This window comes from Pseudomonadota bacterium, assembly GCA_039028935.1.
Lineage (GTDB): Bacteria > Pseudomonadota > Gammaproteobacteria > Steroidobacterales > SZUA-146 > SZUA-146.
Genome location: JBCCHD010000030.1, coordinates 33,063 through 47,435, shown reverse-complemented (window position 1 = coordinate 47,435; position 14,373 = coordinate 33,063). Strand labels below are relative to the sequence as shown.

The window sequence follows — 14,373 nt, the reverse complement described above, 5'->3', positions numbered from 1 at the left end:
GGCCCACCGGATTGAAGTGGAGCTGCGAGGTCGACACGTTCCCAACCCGATTCGTGCCCAAATCCTGCAAGACCCCGTAATACTCATCGTCGTTCTGCGCTGACCGGGCCGAATCCGACGCGTAAAAACGACCGAAAAACCCGACGTTTCAGGTCATTTACCGGTTTGCGCCGCCCTGTCTATAGCCGCCCGCCATGCGGTTCGCATACCCCCCCAACGGACCACCCGTGTTCAAACGCCGCGCATGTCGCTGTGCGCCCGTCACGCGTTGAGTCGTGAGCACGCCCCCAGCGTCGCGCGCCCATGATGCGGCGCATCAAATAACGGGCGTAACATTCCGTAACGGTTTTCCACCGCAACTGTGATCCACGCCCGGAAAACCGGGATTTTTTGCTGATAAGATACTTTGTCATAAGCCCCAATTGACCGGTAATATTGGGTATTATCAATAGCTTTCGCCGCATTGCGGAACCGACACCTCACACCACGGGTAGTACATGGCAGTCACAGCAACCAAAGCCTCGTTGAGCGGCCTGCCGCGCCGCCTCGTTCAGGATGGAATCCTGAGCGAAGAAGTCGCAATCGAAGCCAAAACAAAGGCGCGCGAATCCAAGATGTCGCTCGTCAACCATTTGGTTGAAAACAAACTGGCCAGCGCAAAAGAAATCGCGCTCGCCGCCTCCAGCGAATTTGGCGTCGCGGTGCTTGATCTTGCCGCCATGCATGTTGACATGGATGTGGTGCGACTGGTCAGCGAACCACTGCTCACGAAGCACCGCGTGCTGCCGTTGAGTCTGCGCGGCAAGCGACTCTATGTCGCGGTGTCCGACCCCACCAACTTGCAGGCGGTCGATGAAATTAAATTTGCCACGGGCTATTCCGTTGAGGCCGTGGTCGTGGAAGACGACAAACTCAATGAGCGGGTCAGTGCCGCCATTGAAGCACTCGACGCCAGTTCGTTTGACACGTTTGCCGATGACGACTTCGATCTCGAAAACCTCGAGGTATCCAGCGGCGAAGATGAAAACGAAGAGGGCATTACTCGCGACGATGTCGACGATGCGCCGGTTGTGCGTTTTGTCAACAAAGTACTGCTCGACGCGATCAAGAAAGGCGCGTCCGATATTCACTTTGAGCCCTACGAAAAGACGTTCCGTATTCGCACACGCCAAGACGGCATTCTCAAAGAAGTGGCGACGCCACCCGTTGGACTGGCCACCAAGCTTTGCGCTCGACTAAAAGTGATGTCACGGCTGGACATTGCCGAACGCCGCGTGCCACAGGATGGCCGCATCAAAATGAAGCTATCCAAGAATCGAGCCATCGATTTTCGCGTGAGCACCTGCCCCACGCTGTTTGGCGAGAAAATCGTAATGCGTATTCTCGATCCGAGCAGCGCCAAGTTGGGTATCGACGCGTTGGGCTATGAAGCGTTTCAAAAGAAAATCTACATGGACAATCTTGCCAAACCGTACGGCATGATTTTGGTCACCGGACCAACCGGTAGTGGTAAAACCGTATCGCTCTATACCGGACTGAATATTCTCAACACCGAAGACCGTAACATTTCGACCGCGGAAGACCCGGCCGAAATCAACTTGCCTGGCATCAACCAGGTCAATGTGAACAACAAAGTTGGCCTCACGTTTTCCTCGGCGCTTAAAGCGTTCTTGCGTCAGGATCCGGATGTCATCATGGTGGGTGAGATTCGTGATTTGGAAACCGCCGAGATCGCGATCAAGGCTGCCCAAACCGGTCACTTAGTGTTGTCCACACTGCACACGAACGACGCCCCAAAAACGCTTACGCGTTTGGTCGACATGGGGGTTAAGCCGTACGCCATTGCGACTTCGGTGAGTCTGATTATCGCTCAACGATTGGCCCGGCGTTTGTGCAACAACTGCAAAGAAACCAAAGAAATTCCGCAGGAAGCGCTGCTCCAGGAAGGATTCACTCAGGAAGAAATCGACGAAGGCATTACTGTCAACGGACCGGTAGGCTGCAGTCAGTGTTCCGACGGCTACAAAGGCCGCGTCGGTATTTATCAGGTGATGGAAGTGTCCGAACAAATGGGCCGCATCATCATGGAAGGCGGTAATGCACAGCAAATCGCCGACCAGAGTGACAAGGAAGGCATTTGGGACCTGCGACGCTCCGCACTCGAAAAGGTGCGCGCAGGCATTACCAGTCTTGAAGAAATTAACCGCGTCACGCTCGAGCATTAATCGAGCGCGCTAACCGGCAGCAGAAGGCCCCGACTATGTCCGATACAGCAGCAACTAAACAGATTCCGTTTTCATGGGAAGGCACCGACCGTCGCGGCAAGCGCGTGAAAGGCAAACTGGTGGCCGCCAGCGAAGCCGCCGTGCGCTCGGAAATGCGTCGACAGGGATTGGTGCCCGTCAAGATCAAGAAGCAGTCGACTTTATTCAAAGGCGGTAAGATTACGACCACCGACATCGCTATCTTCAGCCGCCAGCTGGCCACCATGATGGCTTCGGGTGTGCCGCTCGTGCAGGCATTTGAGATAATCGGCAACGGCCATGAAAACCGTGCCATGCAAGAACTGGTGTTGGATATTAAAACGTCGGTTGAGGGCGGTACGAGTCTGGCCGACAGTCTCGCACGTCATCCTCTGTATTTCGACGACCTGTTCGTCAACCTGGTGGGCGCCGGTGAGCAAGCCGGTGCGTTGGAAACCTTGCTCGATAAGGTCGCCACTTATAAAGAAAAAACGGAAGCGATTAAAGCCAAAATTAAGAAAGCGCTGTTCTATCCGATCGCCGTGGTGCTCGTCGCCATTATCGTTACCACCATTTTGTTGATTTTCGTTATTCCTCAGTTCGAGAGCCTGTTTTCGGGTTTCGGTGCTGACCTGCCATCGTTCACTCAAACCGTGATTAATATGTCGCTATTTGTGCGGACGAAAGGCTGGATGATTGTGATCGGTCTTGGCGCCATTGCGGGGGCATTCATTTACACCAAGAAACGCTCGCGTAAGTTTCGCCATTTGCTCGACCGCATCATTCTCAAGCTGCCTATTGTCGGCCAAATATTGAACAAAGCAGCAATCGCTCGGTTTGCGCGTACGCTATCGACCATGTTCGCCGCTGGTGTGCCGCTGGTCGAAGCCATGGATTCGGTCGCTGGGGCAACCGGTAACATTGTGTTTGAATCGGCGACCTACGAGATTCGTGACGAAGTGGCAACCGGACAGCGATTGCAGCGCGCTATGCAAGACACTGAGCTCTTTCCCAATATGGTGACGCAGATGATCGCGATCGGTGAGGAATCGGGTTCACTTGACGAGATGTCGGGCAAAGTAGCGGATTTCTACGAAGCCGAGGTGGATAACCTGGTCGACAGCATGAGCAGCCTACTGGAGCCGCTCATCATGTCGATACTCGGGATTCTCGTCGGTGGCTTGGTTGTGGCCATGTACCTACCGATCTTCAAAATGGGTTCGGTGGTCAGCTAAACGCACGCCCACCCCAGATCCAGCGCAAGTGGGACGCATCAGGCAGGACGCACATTCGTATCGTGATGGTTTAACGCGTCGATCAGCCCTGCCCATGCGCGGCGAGTAATGGCGATTGACGGCGCGGAAACAATCGCCGATCAGCCTTCCAGTGTTGAGGGTTGTCCCACGCAACGACATGCTCTCGCACATCGCTACATCCTAAAGGACATTCATGCTTGAACTCATGCAGCAAAGCCCGACGACCTTTATCGTGGTGGCCGGTCTGGTCGGCTTGTTGGTGGGCAGCTTTCTCAATGTGGTGATCCATCGACTACCCATCATGATGAAACGCGAATGGGAGGCCGAATGCGCTGCGCTGCGCGGTGAAACGCCGCCCGAGCAAACGCCTTACAACTTGGTCGTGCCCCGCTCCGCCTGCCCCCATTGCGGGCACATGATCACCGCGCTCGAGAACATCCCAGTCGTCAGCTATCTGTTTTTACGCGGGAAATGTGCAAACTGCCGAACACCCATTTCGATACGGTATCCTCTGGTTGAGTTATTTACCGGCATCGCAACGGCGCTTGTAGCCTGGCGTTTCGGGGCCGGCGTCGAAGCTCTGGCCGCCATCGCGCTTACCTGGGCGCTTATTGCGTTGAGCGGCATCGACTTCGACACGCAGTTGCTGCCGGACAGTATCACGCAGCCCCTGTTGTGGCTGGGACTGCTCCTCACGTTGTGGCACGGCGAGGTCGATGCCCAGAGGCTGTTCATTTCTCCCACCAACGCGATCATGGGTGCCGCCGCCGGTTATCTGAGTCTTTGGTCGGTATACCAACTGTTTAAACTGGCGACCGGCAAAGAAGGCATGGGGTATGGCGATTTCAAATTGCTCGCCGTACTGGGTGCCTGGCTGGGATGGGTGTACTTACCTATGGTTATTCTGTTGTCCGCAGTCGTCGGCGCCGTGGTAGGGATCGCGTTGATCGTATTAGCGCGTCATGGCCGCGAAGTGCCCATTCCGTTTGGCCCCTATCTTGCCGCGGCGGGATGGGTGGCGTTGATGTTTGGTGAACCGCTGCTCGCGTTCTACGCGCGCATCGCGGGCCTTGAGTAACTCATGTCGCTGCGAGTGGGCTTATCCGGCGGTATCGCCAGCGGCAAATCCAGTGTCGCCAAACTGTTTGAGTTTCTGGGTATCACGGTTATCGATGCCGATCGAATTGCACGAGACGTGGTGCTGCCCGGCACGCCCGGGCTGCACGGCGTGGTGGACTTATTCGGTCCTGATATTCTCACCGACGACGGCCAGCTAAACCGTAAGCAACTGAGAGACATCATATTTTCCGATCCCGCGGAAAAAGAACGAGTCGATGCGCTATTGCATCCAATGATCGGCTCGACCTTGCTTCAGCGCAGCAATTCAGCGCCAGGACCGTATCATTTACTCGATATTCCACTGTTGGTGGAAGGTGGTTGGCAGGAGCAACTCGACCGTGTGTTAATTGTGGATTGCGCGGTGTCGACCCAAATTAGACGTCTGTGCGAACGCGATAATGAAACCCCCGAATCCGCCAAACGCATTATCGATGCTCAGATCGACCGCCAAACGCGGCTCGCGGCGGCCGACGATGTGATTGACAATAACGCATCCATTGAGGCGTTACTTCCACAAGTGTATGCCTTGCATCGGTGTTATTGTGCGCTCGCCGACGTCAAAAACACTGAATAAATACCCACAGGTTCGCCGGTAGTTGAGGTCTTGCAATTACCGTATACTTCTTGTGGGAAGGGCCACACTGCAAACGCAAAGGCTGATCAATGCGGTCAACCGCCGAAATACAATCCATGCTCTCCGCCAATGGCGTGACGTATGAACAGCCACTCAATGAGCGGCTGAGGATGTTTTTGCGGCTTGATTTTTTGTTCAAACAGACCGCTCACCACGCCACAGGCGATTCGGCCTGGGACGGTCGCGCCACCGTATCGAGCTTGCTCGACATTTTGGCCATTTTAGGCCGTGGCGACATTCGCCAAGAGATTGTCAAAGAGCTTGAACGCCTAACCGCCGATTTCCAAAAATATTCGAGCCAGCCGGGCGTTGATTCTTCGCGACTCGACGCACTATTAGCGGATCTCGATAAACTTCGCGGCCGCCTCGACACGAGCAATGCCAGCGCCACCAGCACGCTGCGTGACAGCATGTTTCTCAACGCGATCAAACATCGCAGTGCCATTCCAGGCGGCACGTGCGAATTCGATCTCCCGGATTACAAACATTGGCTGGGCCTGCCACAAAAACAGCGCGAATCCGACTTCAATACGTGGATGAAAACGCTGGCACCCTTGCGCGATGGCGTCGACCGCGTGCTGTGGTTGTTACGTGAGAGCAACCAGCCCAAAGAGGAACTGGCGCGCTCGGGTATGTATCAGCATGTGCTCGGGCGCGGCATCAGTTGTCAGATGTTGCGCGTGACGTTACCGGACCGCACGAATATGTACCCGGAAATAAGTGGCAGCGCGCACCGTTTTACGGTGCGATTTTATGAGTTCTCCGACGTCGACAGTCGCCCCACGCAATGCACGGACGATGTACCGTTTCTTTTGACCTGCTGCGGTTAGCCATGTCCACATCTCCCTCGCCTCCTCAAGTTGCCTGTCCTCACTGTCAGGCACCTAGTGAATTTTCGGACGCCAACGCCTATCGTCCTTTTTGCAGCGAACGATGCCAACTCATCGATCTTGGTGATTGGTTCGACGAAGAACACCGCATCTACGACGACTCACCCAGCATTACCTGATCCGCATCCACCACGATGCGGACGAGAGTGCCGCGCACATCCGCTGGATCGACCCAAGTTAAACAATTGTTTTTTATAACAATAACAGTGCCGTCGCCGTATCCCACGCGCGGCTTTGCCACTTTCCGATCGCCGTAAAACGAGCACGGTCCAGCGGATTCCGGCGCTCGACGACAGGCTAATCCGCGCCGCGCATTACGCAACGGGCGCTGGATCGGCACCGCCATTTAAAAAGTTCACAAAACGATGAACAAAAAGATAACCGTGCGGTCAAAGCGACTCATGGCTGCAGCAAAATCGATTTTCGTCATCTTCTGTGCACTGTGTCTAACAGGGTGCGCCGACGGCTGGACGCAAGGCCCCATCACTGAACACGCCAGCCGCATCGATTTTCACTCGCGTGATATGGTGATTCCTGACTTCAACAGCGGCCGCACGGTGCGCTGTCCGGACCGGTATTCGCAAAGCCAAAAGTCCCTACGTGATGTATCGGTCACGCGAACCTAAATAGGCGCCCCGCGCTGAGCCCCAATCGGACTATTTGCCCACAGCCGGCCAAAAGGCGCTGATCGCTGCAATGCCTTGCGCGCCCTCTAAGCGACTGCGCACAACATCCTTGCTTTGCATTCCGCCAATGGCATACACCGGCACATTGGCCGCTTGGACCCGCTCACGAAAACCACGCCATCCAAGAGTCTGGCCACCCGGATGGGTGGGTGTCGGCAAGACAGCGCCGAGCAACGCAAACTCACACTTATTCTCGTACGCGGCGCGCAGCTCATCGAGCGTGTGACAGCTCATCGATAATCGTAGCGAGCGTAACTGGGGGACGTGGGCGGCGTATCGCGCGGGCAAGTGCAAACGACCGCTCAGGGACTCAGCCAGTTCGAATCGGTGAGGCCCGCCGTGCAGGATAAGCGCCACGCCGTGCGCAGCCAGTAAGGCTTGGGCCTCGGTCGCGAGCTCCCCGTAACACGCATCAGACAAGTTAGTTTGGCGAAGAATACACAGGGTCAGTTTGCGAGCGACAACCACCTGCTCGAGTGTGCGCAAAAACGTCTCGAGGTGGGCGGGTTGTTCGCTCTGACAGTTCGGCGTGACAAGTACCCGATGCGGTAGGGACAGTGCGTGGCACACCGGCCAGTCGGCAGGCAGCAGCGGCAGATTGGCAAGCTCCGCGGAAGTCGGCCAGGCAATCACCTGCCCCTCCACCGCCTGCGGATCGCCGCGCCAGGCCGTTACACGCCAGACATCCAGCAGTATTCTACGATCTGGATAGGTATGTGACAGGGCGATTAGCGGCTCGCCGCGTTCCGCGTGAATGCCCAGTTCTTCGAGCAGCTCGCGTTGAAGCGCCGGCCAAGGCGCTTCGCCCGCTTCGATCTTGCCGCCCGGAAACTCCCACAAGCCCGCCATGTGCTTGCCGGGCTGACGCTGCTGAACGAATACCTGACCGTCGCGTTCAAGTACCGCCGCGACCACGCGTTGCGTGGTTAGGTCAGCCGACCGTGGCACTGCTTGTATTTTCTACCTGAACCACACGGACACGGCTCATTGCGACCGACTTTGCGCCCCTCGCGCACGAACGGCTCGGCATTGTCATCACGTTGTTGACGCTGACCTGCTTTGTCATGCCGCATCTGAATGGTCTCTCTTTCTTGCTGCGCTTTGCGTCGTGCTTCGACTGCGGCCGCTTCTTCTGGGCTTTGAATTTGCACTCGGCACAGAATGCTTGTGACGTCGCGCTTAAAGCGATCCAGCATGTTACTGAACATCGTAAACGCTTCGCGTTTATATTCCTGCTTAGGATTCTTTTGCGCGTAACCACGCAGGTGAATACCCTGGCGGAGATGATCCATCGCCGCGAGGTGCTCTTTCCAGTGATTATCGAGCTGCTGAAGCATGATGGCTTTTTCAAAATTGCGCATCGGTTCTTCGCCGATGTTGGTCACCTTTTCTTCGTAGTCCTTATCGAGTTCGGTGATCACCTTCTGTGACACATCAACGGACTTCGCCTGCTTGTCTTCACTGAGCCACTGTTCGATTTTAAAACGTGTACCAAACTCCTGAAGCAGCACTTGATCAAGCGTGTCAGGCTCCCAGAGCTGGTCGGTCGCGCCGGGCGGTAAATACTCCTCCACCACGCCGGTCAGCACTTCTTCGCGAATGCCGACGACCGCATCAGACAGGTCGGTTTCACTCATGATGCCGTTGCGTTGCTCGTAAATCACCACGCGCTGCTCGTTTGCAACGTCATCGTACTCGAGAAGATTTTTACGGGCATCGAAGTTGTGCGCCTCGACTTTACGCTGCGCTTTTTCGATTTGACGCGTCAGCATCTTTGACTCGATGACTTCCCCTTCCTGCATGCCGACACGCGCCAACATCGCTTTGTTGCGCTCAGGATCACCAAAGATCCGCATGAGGTTATCTTCCATCGACAAGAAAAAACGCGACGACCCTGGGTCACCTTGGCGTCCAGAGCGCCCGCGCAACTGATTATCAATGCGACGAGATTCGTGCCGCTCGGTGCCGATAATATGCAGGCCGCCTGCTTCCAATACCAGCTCGTGACGCCCTTGCCACTCTTCTTGCGCCTTCTCGGTTTCACGCTCTGACAGCTCTTGCTCTTCAAACGTTTTGCGACCGCCGAGCACAATATCGGTACCCCGGCCAGCCATGTTCGTCGCGATCGTAACGGAGCCGGGACGCCCTGCGTTTGCCACAATTTCCGCTTCGCGCGAATGCTGCTTGGCGTTCAGCACTTCGTGCTTGATTTTGTATTTCTTAAGCAGCTTGGCTAAGTACTCAGATGTTTCGATTGAGGTCGTACCAACCAGCACCGGCTGTTGGCGCTTTCGACAGTCTCGAATGTCCTCGATGATCGCATCGAATTTGTCTTTTTGTGACAGGTACACAAGATCCGGAAGATCTTTGCGCGCCATCGGTCTATGCGTCGGCAACACGACCACTTCCAATGCGTAGATTTGCTGAAATTCGTACGCTTCGGTATCGGCGGTACCGGTCATGCCCGCCAGCTTGTCGTATAAGCGGAAATAATTCTGAAAGGTAATCGAGGCGTAGGTCTGGCTTTCTTGTTTAATCGGCACCAACTCTTTAGCCTCGATAGCCTGATGTAACCCATCCGACCAGCGGCGACCCGGCATGGTGCGCCCGGTGAACTCATCGACAATGACAATTTCGCCATCTTTGACAATGTAGTCGACGTCTCTTTTGTAAATGCCATGCGCACGCAAACCCGCGGTTAGATAATGCATCAGGCTGATATTGGCCGCCGAGTACAAGCTTTCGCCCTCAGCCAGCAGGCCGGCTTGAGTGAGCAGACCTTCGGCTTTTTCTTGGCCCTCTTCGGTCAGTAGCGCCGTTTTGCCCTTCTCGTCGAGGCTGTAGTCACCCGGACCCTCTTCAACCTCCTGTACGCTCAGCTTGGGGATCACTTTATTGATCTTGCCGTACATCTCCGGACTGTCTTCAGACGGTCCAGAGATAATCAGTGGCGTGCGCGCTTCGTCGATAAGAATCGAGTCGACCTCATCCACCACCGCAAAGTGAAGCTCGCGCTGTACTTTGTCTTCAAGACTATGGGCCAGATTATCGCGTAGATAGTCGAAACCAAATTCGTTGTTGGTGCCGTAGGTGATATCCGCCATGTACGCGGCGCGCTTTTCAGCGGCAGGCTGATTGGAGTAGATCACTCCCACGGTCATACCCAAGAACTCATAGATCGGACGCATCCACTCGGAGTCACGCTTAGCCAGATACTCATTGACCGTGATCAGGTGGACGCCACGTCCGGTGAGGGCATTGAGATACGCCGGCAGCGTCGCCACCAACGTCTTACCCTCACCTGTGCGCATCTCGGCAATTTGATTGTTGTTAAGCGTCGCACCGCCAATCAGCTGCACATCAAAATGACGCATACCGAGCGTGCGTACCGACGCTTCGCGAACCGCCGCAAAGGCCTCACTCATCACCGACTCGAGGCTTTCACCGCCCTCGACCCGGGCTCGGAGATCCTCGGTAACCGCACGAATTTCCTCGTCTGATTTCGTCTGAAAGGCGTCTTCGAGCTGATTGGCGTTTTTGACAATTTTGCTATACGCCTTGATCGTACGCTGGTTGCGACTGCCGAAAATTTTGGTGAGAAAATTGGCCACAATGGGGTCCTTAGCTAGTTATGCGCACGGCTCAATGATTTGACATGGATGCCGGACGCGTCGTTTTCAAGAGCACCTGCTGCCCAAACTTCACCGAGCCGGGCAGCGGCGCGCGGGGGTATCCCGCTGATAAAGGTCGAAATTGTATCAGTCTCGCGGCCGCGAAACAGAAACTTTAGTACGGGGGATGCGGCGCGGTCTTACCGGCGCTGCGACTCAATGAATTTGACCGGATCGGTCGGGCGTCCGTTGCGCAGCACTTCAAAATGCAGGTTCGGTCCAGTGGCCCGACCCGTGGACCCCATCAGCGCAATCACTTGACCTTTCTCGACTTTCTGACCGAGCTCTACCAAATTTTCCTGGTTGTGAGCGTAGCGCGTGCGATACCCGTTGCCATGGTTGATCTCCACCATATTGCCGTAGCCATATCGATCCGCCGACCAACTGACAACACCGGCGCCCACTGACATGATTTCGGCTCCCGCGCGGCCCGCAAAATCGACACCGGCATGGCGCGCCCGCGCCCCGGTAAACGGATCACGTCGAGTGCCGTAGAACGAGCTGATCCAGCCTGCCTTCACAGGTCGTCCCGCTGGGTGTGTCTCTTCTTCTAGGTGCTTGGTGAGCATCAAGCTCTCAAGCACGCCCAACTGTTTGTCGCGGTCGGCAATCAGGTGAGACAGGTCGTCAAGGCCCTCCAGAAAGTCGTTGTGATCAATGAACTCGCGGCCCAGTGGCAGCTCAGGACCACCCCGTGGCGGCGCTTTGGTGAAATCGAATTCGCCTTCGCCAAGGTCGGCGATTTGTGTGAGCCGCTGGCCAAGCGCATCCAGACGAATCACATGGGCCTGCATTTGACCGATGCGCACCGACAGCGCTTGTAGGTTTTCCTGGGCTTCGGCCTGAGCCGATTCGAGCTCACGCTGTTTGGCGGCAAGCTCCGATTTCATTTGTGCGACCTGCACGTCGGGTTCAACCTCGTGCTGAGTCGCGGCGATCAGAAAGCCAGACATAAAGAGGCCAGCGGCGAGCAGAACTACCGAGCACGCAATTCCAAACAGCATTTTGGGTTGAGACAGGTCGTGTTGGCTGGAGACGCCGTTTCGACGCCGGGTGAACAAAATTACATTCATCATACTGTCTGCTGCGTGTCCCGTGTTATGGTCGATTCATGTCGGCAAAAGAGCCCAAGTCTATTCAATCTTTGCTGCTCGGGCAAAACCCAGAGTTGAGCGCGCTGGCCAAAGAAGCCACGCGTCAAGTCGCGCTGCGTAATCAGGTAGCCGAGGCACTCGAGGCACCGATGCGCGATCATGTGATCGCGGTGAGTCTCACCGACGCCACGCTCACGTTAATCTGCGATTCTGCACCTTGGGCAGCCCGAATCCGATTCTACGCACAGAAGCTGCTGCAAAACCTGGCTGCAGATCACAATTTAGACGCTGATACGGTCATCGTGAAAGTCCGGCCTAATCCTCCCCCTGAGGATCCCCAGAGCCGATATTCTACATAATTGTAGCGCTCGGGACACATCCTAACGCCCCAGGCCTTGGTTCTCTATGCACGTCGCCCATCGCCCCGCAGGCCGAACCCATCGACGCGAGGCGAATCAAGCGGGGGCGACCGTCCCTACGTAAGAGATCGGGGCTTTGGCCACGTCATCGAAAGTCACCTCTTCCCAGGCCTCTTGCGTGGCCATAAGCGTGCGCAACAAGGTGTTATTGAGCTCGTGGCCCGATTTGTGACCCTTGAACGCACCAATTAGGCTGTGCCCCAGCAAATACAGATCGCCAATCGCGTCGAGAATCTTGTGTTTTACAAACTCGTCCTCGTAGCGCAAGCCGTCTTCATTGAGGATGCGGTAGTCGTCGAGCACGATGGCATTGTCGAGTGTGCCACCCAGCGTCAAATTCTGGCTGCGCAACGCTTCAATGTCGCGCATGAACCCAAAGGTGCGGGCACGACTGACCTCACGCAAAAACGACGTGGTGGAGAAATCGATCGAGGCATGCTGACTATGCCGCTTAAATATGGGGTGATCGAACTCGATGGAGAAGTCGACTTTGAAGCCGTTAAACGGAACAAATTCCGCCCATTTATCGCCATCTTCTACGCGCACTTTGTCTTTAATGCGAATGAACTTCTTAGCGACATTTTGGTGTTCGATCCCGGCCGACTGCAGCAGGAACACAAACGGACCGGCACTGCCGTCCATGATCGGCACCTCCGGCGCGCTTACGTCGACATAGGCATTATCGATACCTAATCCCGCAAAGGCCGAGAGCAGGTGTTCGACTGTCGACACACGGGCGCCGTCTTTCACCAGCGTTGTACCCAGCTGGGTGTCACCGACGTAATTCGCATTGGCGGGAATATCGACCGGCTGTTCAAGGTCGACACGACGAAAAATAATGCCGCTGTCCGGCGCCGCCGGGCGGAGTGTCATAAACACTTTTTCGCCCGTATGCAGGCCGACGCCCGTCGCGCGAATGGTGTTCTTCAGGGTGCGTTGTCTCAGCATAAAAACAACCTCTATTTGATAGCGCGAAGCCCTTTCCGTTCGATCCTGAACAGACTCAGACCTCGGATGCCGCGCAAAAATCCCTGCGTGGTTTTTTTGCCGTGCACGCGCAGACCCGTACCCAGGGCCGCAGGCGCGGAACCTTACACATTCAAGTCATAAAGCGCAAGCAATGCGCTTAGAACTATTCCAAAAGCGTCAAAGGAATGTCGTAATCAGGCGCACTGCGCCGGATTCCTTAGTCCGCTTGTCGACGTAAAAATGCAGGAATATCAAGCATTTCCTCTTCATCAGGCAGGACAACGGGGCTCTCGCCCACCGCCGCGCGTCGACGTTCATGGGTAGGACGATCGAACACGCGGTAGTTTGCGTCGCCGGCCGCCGTCCGAGGCGCGACGACCTTCATATTGGGAGTCTCCGCGCGCGCAACGGGCGAGCCCAATCCGGTCGCCACGACGGTGACACGAATACCCTCGCCCATCTCCGCGTCGATCACCGTTCCGACCACCACCGTGGCGTCTTCGGACGCAAACTCTTTGACGGTTGAACCGACTTCCTCAAACTCACCGATAGACAGATCCATGCCGGCCGTTACATTCACAAGGATACCGTTGGCACCCGACAGATTAATGTCCTCAAGCAGCGGACTGGAAACGGCCGCTTCAGCCGCTTCGCGCGCGCGGTCGGCGCCCTCGGAGTAGCCCGACCCCATCATGGCCATGCCCATTTCCGCCATCACAGTGCGCACATCCGCAAAGTCGACGTTGATCAAACCCGGACACGTAATCAGCTCAGCGATACCCTGCACCGCGCCTTGAAGCACTTCGTTCGCGGAGCGGAAGGCGTTGAGTAACGTGGTATCGCTGCCCAGCACGGTCAGCAGCTTTTGGTTGGGAATTGTAATGAGCGAGTCACAGTACTTGCCAAGCTCAGCAATGCCTTGATCGGCGATGTGGCTGCGCTTCTTACCTTCCATATTGAACGGTTTCGTCACAACGGCAACCGTCAGAATATTCATCTCCTTGGCGATCTGTGCGACCACAGGCGCCGCGCCGGTACCCGTTCCGCCTCCCATGCCGGCGGTAATAAAGAGCATATCGGAGCCTTCGATCACTTCCATAATGCGGTCGCGATCCTCCAACGCCGCCTGTCGACCGGTGTCCGGATTGGCGCCAGCGCCCAGGCCCTTGGTGATGTCACAACCGATCTGCAAGGCTGTTTTTACCTTGGCGTTTTTCAGCGCTTGCGCATCGGTATTGGCACAAATAAATTCCACGCCTTCGATGCCCGACTGCACCATGTGCGCGACGGCATTGCCGCCTCCGCCACCGACGCCGATTACTTTAATGACAGCGTTTTCGCTGTACGAATCCATAAGTTCAAACATGATTGTCCCCTAGTGAGTTCCTATTT

12 protein-coding genes are annotated in these 14,373 nt (G+C 55.9%); 7 read left to right on the top strand and 5 right to left on the bottom strand.

The genetic code is table 11. The annotated features are described in order from the left end of the window. Positions 1–497 precede the first annotated feature (497 nt). The 6 genes from pilB (at position 498) to AAF465_13220 (ending at position 6,261) form a co-directional block, all read left to right on the top strand. Positions 498–2,225: a type IV-A pilus assembly ATPase PilB gene (gene pilB, locus AAF465_13245; GenBank protein ID MEM7083689.1), complete on the top strand. Its 1,728-nt coding sequence runs from the start codon at positions 498–500 to the stop codon at positions 2,223–2,225. 35 nt (positions 2,226–2,260) lie between these two features. Continuing rightward, entirely contained in the window at positions 2,261–3,478 is a 1,218-nt protein-coding gene (locus tag AAF465_13240) for a type II secretion system F family protein (protein MEM7083688.1), read from the top strand. A gap of 214 nt (positions 3,479–3,692) precedes the next feature. Further along, positions 3,693–4,577 carry an A24 family peptidase gene (locus AAF465_13235; protein ID MEM7083687.1) on the top strand — a complete coding sequence of 295 codons (885 nt, stop codon included), beginning with the start codon at positions 3,693–3,695 and terminating at the stop codon, positions 4,575–4,577. A 3-nt stretch (positions 4,578–4,580) separates the two neighbouring features. After that, a complete protein-coding gene (gene coaE, locus AAF465_13230) occupies positions 4,581–5,192 on the top strand; it encodes a dephospho-CoA kinase (protein MEM7083686.1) in 612 nt (203 codons plus the stop codon). Between the two features lie 89 nt (positions 5,193–5,281). Beyond that, entirely contained in the window at positions 5,282–6,082 is an 801-nt protein-coding gene (gene zapD, locus AAF465_13225; protein ID MEM7083685.1) for a cell division protein ZapD, read from the top strand. Then, positions 6,040–6,261, top strand: coding sequence for a DNA gyrase inhibitor YacG (locus tag AAF465_13220; GenBank protein MEM7083684.1), 222 nt, complete (start codon positions 6,040–6,042; stop codon positions 6,259–6,261). The genes zapD and AAF465_13220 overlap by 43 nt, the downstream gene beginning before the upstream one ends. Positions 6,262–6,798: 537 nt before the next feature. On the opposite strand, the gene AAF465_13215 is transcribed toward AAF465_13220, so the two are convergent. From AAF465_13215 to AAF465_13205, 3 genes are all read right to left on the bottom strand, one after another. Next, a complete protein-coding gene (locus AAF465_13215; protein MEM7083683.1) occupies positions 6,799–7,776 on the bottom strand; it encodes a Nudix family hydrolase in 978 nt (325 codons plus the stop codon). Beyond that, positions 7,755–10,442, bottom strand: coding sequence for a preprotein translocase subunit SecA (secA, locus tag AAF465_13210; protein MEM7083682.1), 2,688 nt, complete (start codon positions 10,440–10,442; stop codon positions 7,755–7,757). The genes AAF465_13215 and secA overlap by 22 nt, the downstream gene beginning before the upstream one ends. Before the next feature lie 197 nt (positions 10,443–10,639). Further along, the gene (locus AAF465_13205) at positions 10,640–11,575 is read right to left on the bottom strand and encodes a peptidoglycan DD-metalloendopeptidase family protein (protein MEM7083681.1); all 936 of its coding nucleotides are present in this window, start codon (positions 11,573–11,575) and stop codon (positions 10,640–10,642) included. Between the two features lie 35 nt (positions 11,576–11,610). On the opposite strand from AAF465_13205, the gene AAF465_13200 reads away from it, so the two are divergent. After that, positions 11,611–11,952, top strand: coding sequence for a DciA family protein (locus AAF465_13200; GenBank protein MEM7083680.1), 342 nt, complete (start codon positions 11,611–11,613; stop codon positions 11,950–11,952). Positions 11,953–12,048: 96 nt separating this feature from the next. On the opposite strand, the gene lpxC is transcribed toward AAF465_13200, so the two are convergent. Together lpxC and ftsZ are read right to left on the bottom strand one after the other, a co-directional pair. Then, the gene (gene lpxC / locus AAF465_13195; GenBank protein ID MEM7083679.1) at positions 12,049–12,960 is read right to left on the bottom strand and encodes a UDP-3-O-acyl-N-acetylglucosamine deacetylase; all 912 of its coding nucleotides are present in this window, start codon (positions 12,958–12,960) and stop codon (positions 12,049–12,051) included. A 238-nt stretch (positions 12,961–13,198) separates the two neighbouring features. Beyond that, the gene (gene ftsZ / locus AAF465_13190) at positions 13,199–14,347 is read right to left on the bottom strand and encodes a cell division protein FtsZ (GenBank protein ID MEM7083678.1); all 1,149 of its coding nucleotides are present in this window, start codon (positions 14,345–14,347) and stop codon (positions 13,199–13,201) included. Positions 14,348–14,373: the final 26 nt, after the last annotated feature.